This is a genomic window from Kribbella sp. NBC_00889 (genome assembly GCF_045207705.1).
Lineage (GTDB): Bacteria > Actinomycetota > Actinomycetes > Propionibacteriales > Kribbellaceae > Kribbella.
In genome coordinates this window covers 3,076,082-3,091,108 of sequence record NZ_CP108783.1, presented here as the reverse complement: position 1 = coordinate 3,091,108, position 15,027 = coordinate 3,076,082, and the positions used below count along the sequence as shown (strand labels likewise).

At 67.6% G+C, this 15,027-nt stretch carries 14 protein-coding genes; 1 reads left to right on the top strand and 13 read right to left on the bottom strand.

Annotation, left to right across the window (positions count from 1 at the left end):
• Positions 1-20: 20 nt before the first annotated feature.
• Both OG817_RS14920 and OG817_RS14915 read right to left on the bottom strand, forming a co-directional pair.
• The gene (locus OG817_RS14920) at positions 21-1,070 is read right to left on the bottom strand and encodes a LacI family DNA-binding transcriptional regulator (protein ID WP_406055083.1); all 1,050 of its coding nucleotides are present in this window, start codon (positions 1,068-1,070) and stop codon (positions 21-23) included.
• A 36-nt stretch (positions 1,071-1,106) separates the two neighbouring features.
• A complete protein-coding gene (locus tag OG817_RS14915; protein WP_406055081.1) occupies positions 1,107-1,817 on the bottom strand; it encodes an SDR family NAD(P)-dependent oxidoreductase in 711 nt (236 codons plus the stop codon).
• A gap of 55 nt (positions 1,818-1,872) precedes the next feature.
• Between OG817_RS14915 and OG817_RS14910 the strand changes: the two genes are divergently transcribed.
• The gene (locus tag OG817_RS14910; RefSeq protein ID WP_406055079.1) at positions 1,873-2,406 is read left to right on the top strand and encodes a MarR family winged helix-turn-helix transcriptional regulator; all 534 of its coding nucleotides are present in this window, start codon (positions 1,873-1,875) and stop codon (positions 2,404-2,406) included.
• A 565-nt stretch (positions 2,407-2,971) separates the two neighbouring features.
• On the opposite strand, the gene OG817_RS14905 is transcribed toward OG817_RS14910, so the two are convergent.
• The 11 genes from OG817_RS14905 to OG817_RS14855 all read right to left on the bottom strand — a co-directional run bounded on the left by OG817_RS14905 (position 2,972) and on the right by OG817_RS14855 (position 14,905).
• Positions 2,972-3,787, bottom strand: a complete 816-nt coding sequence (locus OG817_RS14905; RefSeq protein ID WP_406055077.1) for an SRPBCC domain-containing protein — start codon at positions 3,785-3,787, stop codon at positions 2,972-2,974.
• Between the two features lie 31 nt (positions 3,788-3,818).
• Entirely contained in the window at positions 3,819-4,847 is a 1,029-nt protein-coding gene (locus tag OG817_RS14900) for a winged helix DNA-binding domain-containing protein (RefSeq protein ID WP_406055075.1), read from the bottom strand.
• A gap of 45 nt (positions 4,848-4,892) precedes the next feature.
• Complete coding sequence (locus OG817_RS14895; RefSeq protein ID WP_406055073.1) at positions 4,893-5,681, bottom strand: SGNH/GDSL hydrolase family protein; 789 nt, start codon at positions 5,679-5,681, stop codon at positions 4,893-4,895.
• Between the two features lie 138 nt (positions 5,682-5,819).
• Entirely contained in the window at positions 5,820-6,866 is a 1,047-nt protein-coding gene (locus tag OG817_RS14890) for a mandelate racemase/muconate lactonizing enzyme family protein (protein WP_406055071.1), read from the bottom strand.
• 1 nt (position 6,867) lies between these two features.
• Entirely contained in the window at positions 6,868-8,181 is a 1,314-nt protein-coding gene (locus OG817_RS14885; protein ID WP_406055069.1) for an ABC transporter substrate-binding protein, read from the bottom strand.
• A gap of 85 nt (positions 8,182-8,266) precedes the next feature.
• Positions 8,267-9,349 carry a mandelate racemase/muconate lactonizing enzyme family protein gene (locus tag OG817_RS14880; protein ID WP_406055067.1) on the bottom strand — a complete coding sequence of 361 codons (1,083 nt, stop codon included), beginning with the start codon at positions 9,347-9,349 and terminating at the stop codon, positions 8,267-8,269.
• A 2-nt stretch (positions 9,350-9,351) separates the two neighbouring features.
• Positions 9,352-10,209, bottom strand: a complete 858-nt coding sequence (locus tag OG817_RS14875; RefSeq protein WP_396390520.1) for a carbohydrate ABC transporter permease — start codon at positions 10,207-10,209, stop codon at positions 9,352-9,354.
• Positions 10,199-11,152: a carbohydrate ABC transporter permease gene (locus OG817_RS14870; RefSeq protein WP_406055064.1), complete on the bottom strand. Its 954-nt coding sequence runs from the start codon at positions 11,150-11,152 to the stop codon at positions 10,199-10,201. The genes OG817_RS14875 and OG817_RS14870 overlap by 11 nt, the downstream gene beginning before the upstream one ends.
• Positions 11,153-11,155: 3 nt before the next feature.
• A complete protein-coding gene (locus OG817_RS14865) occupies positions 11,156-12,583 on the bottom strand; it encodes an NAD-dependent succinate-semialdehyde dehydrogenase (RefSeq protein ID WP_406055062.1) in 1,428 nt (475 codons plus the stop codon).
• Between the two features lie 22 nt (positions 12,584-12,605).
• Positions 12,606-13,835, bottom strand: coding sequence for an iron-containing alcohol dehydrogenase (locus OG817_RS14860; protein ID WP_406055060.1), 1,230 nt, complete (start codon positions 13,833-13,835; stop codon positions 12,606-12,608).
• A gap of 32 nt (positions 13,836-13,867) precedes the next feature.
• Positions 13,868-14,905 (bottom strand): Ldh family oxidoreductase, encoded by a 1,038-nt coding sequence (locus OG817_RS14855; RefSeq protein WP_406055058.1) that lies wholly within the window; start codon positions 14,903-14,905, stop codon positions 13,868-13,870.
• Positions 14,906-15,027 lie beyond the last annotated feature (122 nt).

The following is a 15,027-nucleotide window of genomic DNA, read 5'->3' as shown; positions in this document are numbered from 1 at the left end:
GACCGATGATTACATGTCCGCTAGCGTGTAGTGCTGTTGCGTATCACGATCCGGTGCGGGACCATCACTCGGCGTGGCGAAGTGCTCTTGTCACTCATTCGCTCGCCGAGCAGGTCGAGAGCCGCCTCGACGAACGCGCGCCGGTCGAAGTCGACCGTGGTCAGCGGCGGGATCATGAACTGGCTCTCCAGGATGTTGTCGAACCCGGCCACCAGAGTCTGCTGCGGTACGGCGATGCCCGCGCTCCACAGTGCCGACAGTGTGCCCGACGCGATCGTGTCGGTGAAGCAGAAGAACGCATCCGGCAGTTCATGCTCGGCCAGGTACTTCCCCACCACCGTGGCCGCGCCCTCGGGCCGCCACCGGTCCAGCCCGATCTCCAGCGCAGGATCGATCGGTACGCCGGCCTCCTCGAGCGCCTGGTGATAGCCGGCAGTCCGCAACCGCGAGGCCGCCGTACCCGGGGCTTCGGCGGAACCGGCGAGGACGCCGGCACCACTCGAGCCGCGTGGGACTTCCGGCGTACCGACGACGGCGATCCGCCGGCATCCCTGCGCCAGCAGGTGTTTCGTCAGGTCGCGGGCCGCGGCGACATTGTCGATAGCGACCTGGCTGACCAGGTCCTGGTCCACGTCTCCGATCAGCACCAGTGGTGGCAGCGGGCCGGCCGACAGTACGGCGCTGTCGTCGAGGTTCACCGGGTTCAGGATCAGACCGTCGACCAGGTACGCGCGGGCCTTGGACAGCAGCTCGAACTCACGCTTGGGCTCGGCCGCGGTCTGCTCGATCTGCACGCCCCAGCCGCGCTCGTGCGCGAGTTCCACCACGAGATGGACGATCTCCGCGGAGTACGGCCGGAGCAGGTCGGGTAGCGCGAGCGCGATCATCCCGGAGCGGCCGTTGCGCAGGCCGCGGGCACTCATGTTGGGAACGTAGTCGAGCTCGGCCACCGCCTGCTCGACCCTGGCCCGCGTCTCCGGACGCACGAACACGACGCCGTTGATGACGTTCGACACCGTCTTCGGGGACACCCCGGCCAGCTTGGCGACGTCTTTGACGGTGGCACGCATGCCGCCATTGTCACATCTGGCCACGATGTCACACAGTCAGCGTGTACTCAGTGCCCCGCCGTTGACGTGCAGGACCTGACCGGTGAGATGGCGTGCAGCCGGCGAGGCCAGGAAGTGGATCGTCCCGGCGATGTCCTCGACCTGACCCTCACGGTGGGTCATCGTTGCTTCCAGCAACGTTTGACGGCGCTCGGTGGTCATCCGTCCCTGGAAGAACTCGGTCTCAGCGGTGTAGCCAGGCGCCACCACGTTCGAGGTGATGCCGCGCGGTCCGAGTTCGGTCGCCGCGTCCACGTTCCACATCGCCAACGCGGCCTTGGACGCGCCGTACGAGCCGGCACCACGGGCACCGGCGATCGAGCCGAGATGCACGACCGCTGTGGTAAGCCGCGATGCCAACGCCGTCGTCGTCAGCACAGCACTGAGCAGGTTGGCCTCGAGGTTGGCCAGCCAGTTCGCCTTCAGTTGCTCCAGGCCACCTTCCGGCGCGCCGAAGTCGGTGTTGCCGCCGGCATTGTTGACCAGTACGTCGATCCGGTCCGGCAGCGCATCCAGCAGTCGCTCGATCTGTGCCGGGTCGGTCGCGTCGCACACCACTCCCCTGGCTCCCAGATCCGCCGCGGTCTTGGCCAGCACGTCCTCGCGACGTCCGGTGATCACCACCTCGTCGCCGTCCGCGCGGAACCGCTCGGCGGTCGCCCGCCCGATCCCGGTCGCTCCCCCGGTCACCACGATCGTCCTCGTCACGTCCAGCCCCTCAAGTTTAGGTCTAAATGTTTAGATCTAAACGTAACATGTAGTCGTGGCCGACTCCTATCCCCTCGATTCGCCGAGCCCGTACCCCGCCGCGGAGATCGCCCGCGCCTGGCGGCGGGAGCGGCCCGGGACGCCGACCGACTCGATCGAGATCGTCACTCCCCTGTGGCGGCTGGCCAAGCTCTTCGCCGACGACCGGCGGCGGCTGCTCGCCGATCTCGGTGTCGACCCGGCCACGCTCGATCTGCTCAGTGTGCTGCGTCGAGCCGGAGCGCCGTACGAGTTGACGACCCGTGAGTTGAGCCGCCGGACGCTCGTCACCGCCGGCGCCATCTCGCAACGGGTCGCCCGCGCGGAGGACTCCGGCCTGGTTACCCGCCGGACCGCCGGTGATGGGACCCGCGCGGTCGTCGTGACTCTCACCCAGACCGGCCACGACCTGATCGAGCGGACCGTCGACCAGGTGCTGACCCGCGAGTCCGAGCTGGTCGCGTCCCTGTCCCCCGCCGGTCGCGCCGAGCTCGCGTCCCAGCTCCAGGAGTTGCTCGACGACGTCGGCCGGCGAGCCCGCAAGCCTTAACCCGAATCCGTGGACCGGTTAACGTCGTCGTCCTCGATGAGCCGTCAGCCGGACCGAATCCGCCGACGGGGCGAGCAAACCGGCAGTGATGCGCTCCCACTGACAGGTTATGTCGCCGATAGCGCACTGGTATGCCGCCGGCGATGACATAACCCGCCAGTGGGTCATCAGATGCGGGGTTTCCCGGGTCAGCAGACATGGACTCCCCGGCACGGCAAATGCCGCTGGCCGGGTGGGTGTCATGGCACACCGACAGCCGGCTCTCGAGGGGTGCCGTCGATCGGCCCGGCAGCCTCCCCAAACCAGTTCGGGGGGATCAACATCCCGCTCTGGGGAGCCGAGCAGTCCGGATTGGGGTAGGAAGGCTCCCCGAACCCGGTGCACACCCGGGCGTGCGGGGCAACGGTCGCTGTAACCCGCCAGCAGGCCAAGATCGCGCTACCGGTGCCCTCGGCAACCAACCGGTGTCCATGGATTCCGGCTTAGCCCGGGCGTAGAAGGTTCTGCCGACAGGCGAGCGTGCGGTCGCGATCCACCGGCGGAGCACCTCCGCGAGTACGTCACCTCAGCGAACGAGTTCGGCGGCGAGGTTCTCGATCACCTCGCGCCAAGCGTCTAGGTGGCCGGCGGAGGGGCCGGTCTGGGTGACCACCAGGCGGGCTCCGCCGTTGCCGTCGCGCAATGCCCAGGTGACCTCGCCCTGCGAGCAGGTGTAGGTCAGGAGCTCCGCCTCGGTCACGTCGGTCACCGCACCGGGATCAATGCCCTTGGCAACGAACCCGGCCGGCGGCCGGCTGCCGACGATTGCCGACTCGGCTCCGGTGAGCAACTGCCACACGGCTTCCTTCGGCCGCACCAACTGCCGCTCGAACCGCACTCCCCCGTCGTCCAGGACGACGCCCTGGTCGAGCCCGTATGCCTTGACGAAGTGCTCGTGCAGTACGGCGTAGTCGCGCTCAGGTACGGTGTCACCGAGCACCCGGTCGAGCGCGTCGAAGCACAGCCTCCAACCGCCGGAGAAGCTCGCGGATCCAGGCCGGTCGTCGTACGTCGCGGTGAGGTGCAAGGTGCACCCGGCGCCCGACGGGACGAGTTCCCAACGGAGCACCTCGACGCCCCAGGTGTACTCGATCAGGTGCGGTGGTTCGTAGGCGCGGATCACGCCACCGTTCTCGAGGTCGACGGGCGCGCCCGGGTCCTCCTCGAACGTGAACGTGACCGCACCGTCGAGCCGCAGGTCCAGCTCGACCGCGGCGGGGAACCACCCGGCCAGCTGCCCCGGCTCGGTGATCGCTCGCCAGACCTTCTCCACCGGATGCCGCAGTGCCCGCTGCATCCGCAGTACTGTCCGGCCGTTCTCCGTGCTCAAGGTCTCGGTCATGACCCATATATACCCGATCAGGCATATACGATCAACCGGCGAACCGGGCCACATCCGCGAGTTCATCGGCGAGGTCCACCCGCAGGCCGAAGAGCTCGTACGAACGATCGGCATGCCGCCAGGTCCCGATCACGCGCCCGCCCCGCACCACCGCCGGACGAAGCATTCCGCCACCCGGAAACACCTTCCGGTGGTACTCCTCGGCCAGAGCCTGCCGCCGATCCTGATACCCGAGCAGATACGCGTCGAACTCCCCCAGCAGGCGCACGGCCTCGCTCCCCCGCAGATCCTCGACCGCGACCAGCACATCTCCCTCGATCTCGAACGACTCGGTCGCCACGGCCCGCACCGAGGCTCGCGCGGCCGGCACCGGCAGCCCCGACCAGGTCGCGAAGTCCCGAGCCGTCGCCGGGCCGTACGCCGCCAGGTATCGACGGGCCAACTGCTCCGCATCGCCTTCCAGCACGAGCGGCTTCCCCAGCCAGTCGCGGACCGCGACCCAGGTCTCGTCCTTGTCATATCCGGGCCCGTAACACAGCCGTCCGAGCAGTCCGGTGTGCCGGATCAGCGCATACACCGCCTGCCCCCGCGGTTCCTCGATCAGCCCGGCCTTCACGAGTACGTCGGCCAACTCGGCGCGACCAGTCGGTCCGTGGATGAGCAGATGCTCCTCGAGAAGGTCGGCCGCTTCGGCCCGGACCGCCTCGGTCAGGCCGAGTTCGCCGTACCGGCGCTCGGTGTCCTTGATCAGCTTCGGACCGAGCAGCCCGAGCAGCGGGCCGGCATCCTCCACCGCGACGAGTTGCAGGGTCCCGCGCATGAACCAGCCGCGGATGACGGATCGATCGACCTCCTGCGCCTGCGAGACATCAGCGAAGTTCGTGGCAGTCGATCGAGCCCGCACGGCGTACGCCGCCCCACGCCAGGCCTGGGCCTGCAGGCCGGCCGTTCGGCGTACGACGTCCGCCACGGCAGCCGGACCGGGATCGGTGACGGGGCGATCCAGGCAGTTGGCCTCGAAACGCGCGGCCAGAAGCCAGTCGACAGACCTGTGCGGCACCCCTGCATCACATCATGAGCAGGGGTGCCGCAGACAGTTGCCTCGTCAGCCCAGAGCGGGCTGGACGAGGTTGGCGTAGTTGGCTTGGCCGGTGACGTTCGGGTGGTAGGACTCGGTGACCGGGTTGGACAGGCCGTTGATCCACTCCGGGCTGCCGCAGACGGAGTGGCCGATGAACAACTGGGTCGGGTTGACGAACGCGAACCCGGCCGCACTCGCCGAGGCGGCGATCTTCGAGTTGAGCAGGTCGGCGGTCGCGTTCAGCCGGGTCATCTCGTCCGGGCTGAAGAACGTGCCGGCGTTGCAGTCGGTGCCGTTGAAGATCCGCGGGTAGCCGACCACCACGACCCGGGCCGACGCCGCCCGGCTCCTGATCGACGAGTACAGGGTGTTCAGCCGGCCGGGCAGCGTGTTGTTGATGATCGACTGCGCATTGGCGACCGCGCCGGTGCAGTTGCCGAGCCAGGATGGCTTCGCGCACTCGGTAATGACCGACGAGAACCCGGCGTCGTTCCCGCCGACCTGCACGGAGACGATGTTGGTCGAGCCCGTCACCGACGGAAGCTGGTTCGCGGTGACGTCGGCGACCCGGGCCCCCGAGCAGGCCACGAAGGTCAGGTTGGCTCCGATCCGGCCGGCGTCGATGTAGGCGTACGCCTTGGTCGAGCGCTGGCAGGAGCCGCTGCTGGAGATGTAGGTGCGGGTGCCGACGCCCGAGGCGTAGGAGTCACCCAGTGCGACGTAGTTCGGTGCGGCCGCCTGAGCGACCCCGGGACTGAGGAGCATCGCGGCGCCGAGGGCCGCGGCGGTGAGCAAACTGGCGATGGACTTCATGGGGCGGACCGCCTTTGCGTGTGCGAGGGGTGGCGACAGAAGTACTCATCGTCACCTTCGCTGACTCGCGAGTAACACACAAGGGTCTGGTAAGAAGTTCACCGCCAGTTGCCGATCCTGGTAGGCCGAGGTCTCCGGTTAGTCGTTCCACGACGACAAGCCGGGGCCGAGCGGCAGTGGATAACAGCCGTCCACCAACTCGACCCGGCCGTCCGCGGGCAGCAGCCCACTCTCGACGTAGATCGTGTTCGGCAACGCGGCCAGAACGTGGATGTGAGCACCCCCGCCGTGTGAGGCGTACGGGACACCGAAGCCGGCCGCCATCAGTCCGATCTCCAGACAGTCGGTCAGCCCACCGGCACGCCTCAGGTCGGGCTGCACCACGCCGACTCCCCCGCGGGCGATCAGATCCCGGAACGCCGCCTGCCCGTACCGGTTCTCGCCGGTTGCGATCGGGATGTCCAGCTTCTCGGCCAGCCGGACATGGGCATCGGTGTCACCGGCCGGCAGTGGTTCCTCGAACCACCGGCAGTCCAGTTCCTCGTACACCCGGCCCCGACGCAGCGCCTCGGAGTACCCGAACGCCTGGTTGGCATCCACCATCAGCGGCGCGTCCGGCCCGATCACCGCCCGGACCGCCTTGATCCGCTGCACGTCCTCACTCAGCGGGCCGCCGCCGACCTTCATCTTCACGCCACGGAAGCCCTGCTCCATCGCCGTGGCCGACACGGTCTCCAGGCCCGCGACGTCCAACTCGAGCCAGCCGACCATCGCGTACGTCGGGATCGCGGTCCGCTGCGCACCGAGCAGCTTCCAGACCGGCACGTCCAGCGACTTGCCGAGCAGGTCCCACAGCGCCAGATCGATCGCCGAGATCCCGTACGACGAGAGTCCGGCCGTGCCCTGGTAGTCGGTGAGCGTCTGCAGTTTCTGCCGGATCCCGCGAATCAGCGTCGGGTCCTCGCCGACGATCGCGGGCGCCAGTTGCTCGGTGACGATCGAGGCCAGCACCGCCGGCGAACTCGCCACTCGCCCGAAGTACGTGTTGCTGACCCCAGTGATGCCTTCGTCGGTCTCGATCCGCACCCGGGTACGCCCGTTGCGGTCGAGCAACTGGATCGCGTCGCGAACGGGATGCGCCTTGGCCTCCGACAGCACCTCGACGCTGATCTCCGTGATCTTCATGTCACCCCTTGCCTGCGAGTACGTCTTCGACCTTCTGCTTGACGCTACCCAGCGCCGCGGCAGCGGTCTGCTTGCCGCTCCAGACGTCGTCCAGCACTGGGCGGTAGATGGTCCGGGCGCGTTCGATGTAGCGGCTGAAGTTCTCGTTCACCGCGTTGTCCAGCGCCTGCGTGACCAGGGCGAGGTTGGCCGGTCCCTTGTCGTCCGGTACGAACAGCGCCGACGAGCTCTTAGCGACCGGCATGAAGCCGCGCGACTCGGCGAGCAGCTTGGCCGCGTCCGCGGCGGCGCAGTACTTGAGGAAGTCCCAGGCCGTGTCGGGGTCCTTCGAGTCCTTCGGGATCGCCAGCACGGTCATCGTGTTGACCGTCTTGCGGGCGGCCTTCATCGGCGGCGGGAAGATGTCCCACTTCACCTTCGCGTTGCTGCGCAGGTACGGGATGCCGCTGGTCAGCGACAGCAGCATCGCGACCTTGCCCGTCCCCAGTTGCGAGAGCGCCCAGTTCGGGGTCTGACGGCCGGCCGTGACGGTGGCGAAGTCCGGGTGAACCTTGTGCACCAGGGCGAGGTCGGCGACCCACTGGACCGCCTCGGCACCCTGCGACTCCGCCAGCGTGAAGCGCGTGGCGTCCTTCGAATAGATGCCGTCGCCACCGTTGTTGACCGGCCACACGGTCTCCAGCGAGGTGTCGGGGAAGACCAGCGCGCCGTACCGTTCGCCGTTCGGCTTGGTCAGCTTCTTCGCGGCGTCGAGGAAATCGTCCCAGGTCCAGCCGCTGGCGGCCCAGTCCTTCGGCGGCAGCTCGACGCCCGCCTCGGCGAACGCGTCGGTGTTGCAGTAGATGACGCCCGGGTTCGTCATGATCGGCCAGGCCGCGTGCGCGCCGTCTTCCTGCTTGGGGAAGTTGAAGGCCACCGGGAAGTAGTCCTCGGCCTTGATCCCGTCCTTGTCCAGGTACGGCTTCAGGTCGAGCAGGGAGCCCTCCGCGTAGTACCCCTTGACGTAGTCGTCGTTGATCCGGATCGCCGTCGGTGCCGCGCCGGACGACAGTACGGTGCGCAGCTTCGTGTCGTAGTCGTCGCCCGGTACCGACTGGATGTCGAGCGTCTTGCCGGCCTGCTTGGCCCAGTTCTCGGCGACCGTGTAGAGCGGGGTGCCGCTGTTGGTGTCCCAGGTCAGCCAGGAGGCGTTGCCACCGCCTCCCGCGCCGCCGTTGCCGCTGCAGGCTGCCAGCGGCGCACCGACCGCGATCGCCCCGGTCGTGAGGCCGAGGGCTTTGAGCACCGACCTTCGAGAAAACTGTCCTGCGGTCATGGTCGTTCCTGTTCTGTCAGGGGTGACGCCACGCGGCACGCGTGACGGGTGTTGCAGTGCTCGGATGGGGCGGAGGTTGGCTGTCTCAGTTGGTGCGCAGCTTCGCGATCGCGTCCTCGTTCAGCTCGACACCCAGCCCTGGGAGTTCCCAAGGCGTGATCTCCCCGTTCACCGGGACCAGCGGGTTCTGCCAGATCGGCACGTCGTCCAGGATCGGGTTGTGCTCGATGTTGTACTCCTGCGGGTACACGCAGGCCGGCGTACTCACCCAGAGGTGGGCGTGTGCCGACGTACCGACCGTCTGCTGGGTGTTGTGCACGGTGATCGGCTTGGTGTAGGTGTCGGCGAGTACGGCGATCTTCTTGAACTCCGTGATCCCGCCGCACTTGATGACATCGGGTTGCAGGATGTCGACCCGGCCCTCCGTGATCAGATCGCGGAACTGCCAGATGGTGTACTCCTGCTCCCCCACCGCGATCGGGATGTCGACCGCGTCGGCCAGCCGTCCGTACGCCGTGTAGTCGTGCGCGGCGAGTGGTTCCTCGAAGTGCCAGACGCCGAGATCCTCCAGCGCGTGGGCGAGCTTGATCGCAGTGTGCTCGTAGTACGCGTTGTTGACGTCGACCAGGATCGGGAAGTCGTCGCCGACGAGTTCGCGGACCGCGGTCACGGTCGCGATGGTCTGGTCGAAGCCGTCGTCGTGCATCCACGGTGTCGACGAGTGGATCTTGTAGCCGTAGAAGCCCTTCTCCTGGAAGGACTTCGCCCGCTCGGCCTCCTCCTGTGGCGTCATGCCGCGGGCCATGGAGCTCGCGTACACCTTCATGCTCTGGCGGTACTTCCCGCCGAGCAGCTTGTAGACGGGCAGCCCGGCGGCCTTGCCGAGCAGGTCCCACAGCGCGATGTCGATGCCGGCGATGGCGTTCAGCTGAGCGCCGCCGGGTCCGAGCTTGTACGGCTTCGTGTACAGCCGGCGCCACAGCCGCTCGATGTCGGTGGCCTCCTCGCCGACCAGCAACGGAGCGAGCGCGTGTTCCACCACGCTGTGCGAGACGTGGGCGTTCATCGGGCTGACCTCGCCCACGCCCACCAGGCCCTCGTCGGTGTGCACCTTCACGAGGTGGAGTTTGTCGAGCAGGATGATCGATTCGATCCGGGTGATCCGCATGGCTATCCTTTCAGGCCGGACATCGTGATGCCCTGGACGAAGTACTTCTGGGCCAGCAGGAAGAGCAGCAACGGCGGCAGGATCGTCAGCGTCGCCGCCGCCATCATCAGATTGGTCTGGGTGAAGTACTCACCCTTGAACAGCGCGAGCGCGATCGGCATCGTCTGCAGCCGCGTCGAGTTGAGGAAGATCAGCGGTCCGAACAGGTCGTTCCACGAGCCCATGAAGGTCAGCGCGCCGACCGCGGCCAGCGCCGGCTTCACCTGCGGCAGCATGATCCGCCAGAAGGTGCCGAAGGTCGACGCGCCGTCGAGCTTGGCCGCCTCCTCCAGCTCCATCGGTACGCCGCGGAACGCCTGCCGGAGCAGAAACGTGCCGAAGACCGGAGTCAGCACGTTCGGGATCCAGAGCGGGTAGTGGGTGTCGATCCAGCCCATCTCGCGGAACAGCATGTACTGCGGGACCAGGTACACCATGCTCGGGATCATTGCCGTCGACAACAACAACGCGAAGGCCAGGTTCTTGAACGCGAAGTTCAGCCGGGCGAAGCCGTAGCCGGCCAGCGAGGCGAACAGCAGCAGGAACCCGACGTTCAGCGCCGCGAGCTTGCAGCTGTTCACGAAGAACGGCAGCAGACCGTCGCCGGCCTGGGAGTAGTTGCCCCACTGGAACGTCGACGGGATGAACGTCGGAGGTGACTGCAGTACCTCGTTCTCCGGCTTGAGCGACGCGCTCACCATCCACAGCATCGGCATCGCGAACACGACGGCGAAGAAGATCAGGACGAAGAGGACGACGATCCGGCGCGGAAGGTGCCGTGGTGGTTTGTTGACCGGAATCCGCAACGCTTCAGTTGTCATAGTGCACCCACCGCTTCTCCATCTTCCACTGGATCGCGGTGACGACGCCGACGATGACGAACAGCACCCAGCCCATCGCTGAGGCATAGCCCAATCGGCCGTGCCCGAAGGCTGTCTCGTAGATGTGGAAGATGAACACCGAGGTGGCGTTGTTCGGCCCGCCGGACGTCATCACGTAGATGATCCCGAACACCTGGAACGACGTGATGAACTGCGTGATCGTCAGAAAGAACAGGCTCGGTGTCAGCAGTGGTACGACGACGGCCCAGAACCGCCGCCAGGCCGACGCGCCGTCGACTGTGGCCGCTTCGATCAGCGAACTGTCGATACTCTGCAGCCCGGCCAGCAGGATCACCATCGGGTAGCCGACGCCCTGCCAGATCGCGACGATGATCACCGCGATCAGGGCCGTCTTGGTGTCGGACAGCCAGGCCGGCCCGTCGATCCCGATCGTCCTCAGTGTCGAGTTGAACAACCCGTTGTCCGGGTTGTAGAGCCAGAACCAGACGAAGCCGATCGCGACCACGTTGGTCACCGCGGGCGAGTAGTACAGGGTCCGGAAGATGCCGATGCCCTTGACCTTCTGATTGCACAGCACCGCCAGCCCGAGGCCGATACCGATGGTCAGGACGACCACGACCAGGGTGAAGATCACCGTGTTCCGCAGCGACGGGTAGAAGGTGTCGTCGACGGTGAACAGCTCGCGGTAGTTGCCCAGGCCGAGGAACTTCGGCGAGTTGAGTCCGGTCCAGTTCGTCAGCGACACCACGAGGGACGCCGCGACCGGCGCCAGCTGGAAGAACAGCACACCGAAGATCACCGGGCCGACGAACAGCCAGCCGGCCAGGTTCTGCCGTTTCGGTTTGGCCTTCACCCGCTTACGGGCCGGGGGTCCGCCGTCGACGTCGGTCGGTGTCAGAGTCGGAAGGACGGCGTTGGCCATCGGTCACACCTCGATCCCGATGTACTTCTCCTCGAGGAATTCGAGGATGCCTTCGGAGCTGCCTTCGCGGCCGAGCCCGGACTGCTTCGTCCCGCCGAACGGCGCCGCCGGATCACTCAGTACGCCGCGGTTGACCGCGACCATGCCGGCGTCAATCCGCTGCGCGACCGCGAGCGCCTGGGCGGGATCGCCGTACACGTAGGCGATCAGGCCGTAGATGGTGTCGTTCGCCATCGCGATCGCCTCGTCGACGTCGTTGAAGGAGACGATCGCGGTGACCGGGCCGAAGATCTCGATCTGGTTGATCGCGCTCCCGTGCCGTACGTCGGTGAGCACCGTCGGCGGGTAGAAGGCGCCAACCTCCGGCGTCTCACCGCCCAGGGCGAGCGTGGCCCCGTCGGCGACCGCCTCGTCGACCAGCCGGGCCACCTTGTCGCGTTCCTCCGGCGACACCAGGGCGCCGAGCTCGTTCGACCGGTCGGCGCCCGGGCCCATCGTGATGCCCTTCATCGCCACCGTGATCCGGGCGCTGAACTCCTCGACCAGCGAGTCGTGCACGTAGAACCGGTTGGCCGCCGTACAGGCCGATCCTCCGTTGCGCATCTTCGCGACCATCGCGCCCTCGACCGCGGCGTCCACGTCGGCACCAGGCAGGACGACGAACGGCGCGTTCCCGCCGAGTTCCATCGACGAGCTGACCACCTGGTCCGCAGCTTCCCGCAGCAGGAGGCGACCGACTTCGGTCGAACCGGTGAACGACAGCTTGCGTACGGCGGGATGGTGCAGCATCGCACTCACCGCGGGGCCGGCCGGCACAGGCGTCACGAGGTTCACGACACCCGCCGGGACACCGGCTCGACGAAGTACCTCGACGACGTACGCCGCGGTGAGCGGGGTTTGGCTCGCCGGCTTCAGCACCACCGAGCAGCCGGCTGCGAGAGCGGGAGCGATCTTGCGGGTCGCCATGGCCGCCGGGAAGTTCCACGGGGTGATCAGCACCGACACCCCGATCGGATCGCGCCGGACGACGATCGTCTTGTCACCCGACGGCGAGAGCCGGAAGTCGCCGCCGATCCGGACCGCCTCCTCGGCGAACCAGCGGAAGAACTCGGCCGCGTAGCTCGCTTCGCCGAGGGCGTCGGCGTACGCCTTGCCGTTCTCGGCGACGATGAGGCCGGCGAACTGCTCACGTTCGGCGGTGAGGATATCGAAACAGGTCCGAAGGATCTCGGAGCGCTGCCTGGGCGGGGTCGCCGTCCAGCCGGCCAGCGCATCGGCCGCCGCGTCCACCGCCGCGAGGCAGTCCGCCTCGGTGGCGGCCGCGAACTGGGCCAGCTCGGACCCGTCGGCCGGATCGTGCACAGCGAACCGCCGGCCGTCGGCGGCCGGGCGCCACTGACCATCGATGAAGAGATCGTGCGGAGAGATCATCTGGTGTGCTCCCAAGGCCTGGTCAGAACGGGTTACTGCGATCGCCGGCGTACGCGGCGCGAGTGATGGCGTACAGCGCCTCGGTATCCAGCGGCCGGGGGTTGTTGTCGACGAGCCGGGCCGACTTCAGCCCCATCGACGCGACGTACGAGAGCTGGTCCTCGGTCAGGCCGAGTTCCTTCAGCGTGGGTGGGATGCCGATCCGGTCCAGCAGACGTTCGACCGCCTCGATGCCGGCCAGTGCCTGCGCTTGTCCGCCGTCACTCGCCGGTACGCCGAAGATCGTCGCGATCTCAGCGAACTCCGCGACCCGGGCGGGAGCGTTGTAGCGCATCACGTACGGGAGGAGTACTCCGACTCCGACACCGTGCGCGGTGTGGGTCAGCGCACCGAGCGGGTACTGCAGCGCGTGCGCCGCAGCGGTTCCGGCGACTCCGAGGGCATAGCCGCCCGCGTTCGCCGCAAGCATCACGTCGGAGCGTGCCTGCCGATCGTCCGGATGCTCGAAGGCCTCCGGGAGGGCCCGGGCCAGCAGCCCGAGACCCCAGCGTGCGTAGGAGTCGCTGATCACGTTCTTGCCGATGAACACGCGACCTTCGCCGACCGCGGTGGGCGGCCGCTGGATCGCGGTGAACGACTCCACCAGATGCGACACCGCGTCGGCACCGGCGCTCGCGGTCAGTGCGGGCGGGCAGGTGTAGGTCAGCTCCGGGTCGCAGATCGCCACCGAGGGAACGAGGTACGCAGACGAGATGCCTGCCTTGAGTTCGCGGCGGCTGTCGCTGAGAACGCAGACCGGCGTCACCTCGGACCCGGTCCCGCCCGTCGTCGGTACGGCGATGATCGGCAGGACCGGTCCAGGTACGGCGTTCTCCCCGTAGTACCGGTCGATCGGGCCGCCGTGGCTGAGCAGCAACGCCAGCGCCTTGCCCAGGTCGAGGCAGCTGCCCCCACCGATCCCGATCACGACCTCGATTCCGGCGTACCTCATCGCGTTGTAGCAGGCGTCGATGTCCGAGGCCGGCAGCTCGGGGGCGGTGTCGGACCACACGCTCACGCCGATGCCGTGGTCCTTGAGGTCGTTGATCAGCTCGGTGAACTCGGCCGAGGCAGCCAGCCGCTCGTCCGTGCAGACCAGCGCCTTGCGCCCGTACTCCGCGGCGTGGCGGCCGAGCAGCGAGCGCTGACCGGCGCCGAACACCACCGTGCGCGGTGATCGTTGTACGCCGAACGAGGCAGTGGTGATCGTCATCGTGGCGGGTCCTTGTCCGGTCGTGGGCGGGGTCATTCGGCCAGAACTGCTTCGGGCTGAGCTGCATCCCGGGACGCGTCCTGCCTTGTGTCCAGGGCAATCAGCTCGCGCCACAACTCGTCGGCGATCTCGATGCCATGGGCCACCGATTCCTGATAGCGCGCCCGAGCTCCGTCGCCGGGAACCGCGACCGGTGAAGCGGGGTCGGCAGGCCTGCTGCCGCGGACCTGATCGAGGTACTCCGAGGCGGAGTACCCACCGCCGCTCATCAGGATGAACAGGTCGCCCTTGTTGCTCGGGCGGGTGTCGTCCAGCGTCCCGCCGACAGCCGTTCCGTAGGCGGCACCGGTCAGGAAGGTGACCATCGCACCCAGGCCGAGCCCGAGTCCGTAGCCCTTCGCTCCCCCGAACGGCGCGATCGATCCGCACTTGGCCGCCACCGGGTCGACCGTCGGGTTGCCGGCGGCATCCAGCGCCCAGCCCGGCTCGAGCGGTACGCCGCGGAGCGCGTGGTCATGGACCTTGCCCATCGAGACCTGCGACGTTGCCATGTCCAGCACCAGCGGATGCGGCCGCGCGGGAACACCGAGAGCCAACGGGTTCGTCCCGAGGATCGCCTCGGTACCGCCCCACGGATGCACCAGCGCCTCGCTCGTGGTCATCCCCAGACAGACCACGCCGCGCTCGGCCATCCGGCCGGCGTAGAAGCCGAGCATGCCGAGATGGTTGTTGTTCGTGATCGAGCAGACCGCGACGCCGTGACGTCCGGCCGCCGGAACGGCCGCCTCCAGAGCGCGGAGCGCGACCACCGGTCCCAGGCCCTGCTCGCCGTCGACGGACAGGTAACAGGGACTGAGCCATTCGTGCGTGCCCGTGTTCGTCGGGCTCGCGGTGCCGTTCGCCAGCCGGCGGAGCAGACGTGGCAGGCGGAGCAGGCCGTGGGACGGCACTCCTTTCGCCTCGGCGATCAGGAGAAGTTCGGCTTGCTGGGTCGCCGCCGGGGCGGGAACACCCGCGGTGACGAGTAGACGTTCGGCCAGGGACTGAGCTGTTGCGAGGTCTGTGTGCACGTCGACCATCCCAGGGGTGGATCGGTGGATCGTGGCGATTTTTGGCAGGCTAGATCAGATCAGATATGATTTGCAATGGTCTGTGGATACGGATTCACGATCTGGCCCACCACCCCGCCGGC

Coding starts and splice junctions, on each gene's coding strand:
- OG817_RS14870 (WP_406055064.1), bottom strand. CDS start 11,152: ATGGCCAACGCCGTCCTTCCGACTCTGACACCGACCGACGTCGACGGC.
- OG817_RS14875 (WP_396390520.1), bottom strand. CDS start 10,209: ATGACAACTGAAGCGTTGCGGATTCCGGTCAACAAACCACCACGGCAC.
- OG817_RS14885 (WP_406055069.1), bottom strand. CDS start 8,181: ATGACCGCAGGACAGTTTTCTCGAAGGTCGGTGCTCAAAGCCCTCGGC.
- OG817_RS14905 (WP_406055077.1), bottom strand. CDS start 3,787: ATGACCGAGACCTTGAGCACGGAGAACGGCCGGACAGTACTGCGGATG.
- OG817_RS14890 (WP_406055071.1), bottom strand. CDS start 6,866: ATGAAGATCACGGAGATCAGCGTCGAGGTGCTGTCGGAGGCCAAGGCG.
- OG817_RS14895 (WP_406055073.1), bottom strand. CDS start 5,681: ATGAAGTCCATCGCCAGTTTGCTCACCGCCGCGGCCCTCGGCGCCGCG.
- OG817_RS14920 (WP_406055083.1), bottom strand. CDS start 1,070: ATGCGTGCCACCGTCAAAGACGTCGCCAAGCTGGCCGGGGTGTCCCCG.
- OG817_RS14865 (WP_406055062.1), bottom strand. CDS start 12,583: ATGATCTCTCCGCACGATCTCTTCATCGATGGTCAGTGGCGCCCGGCC.
- OG817_RS14860 (WP_406055060.1), bottom strand. CDS start 13,835: ATGACGATCACCACTGCCTCGTTCGGCGTACAACGATCACCGCGCACG.
- OG817_RS14880 (WP_406055067.1), bottom strand. CDS start 9,349: ATGCGGATCACCCGGATCGAATCGATCATCCTGCTCGACAAACTCCAC.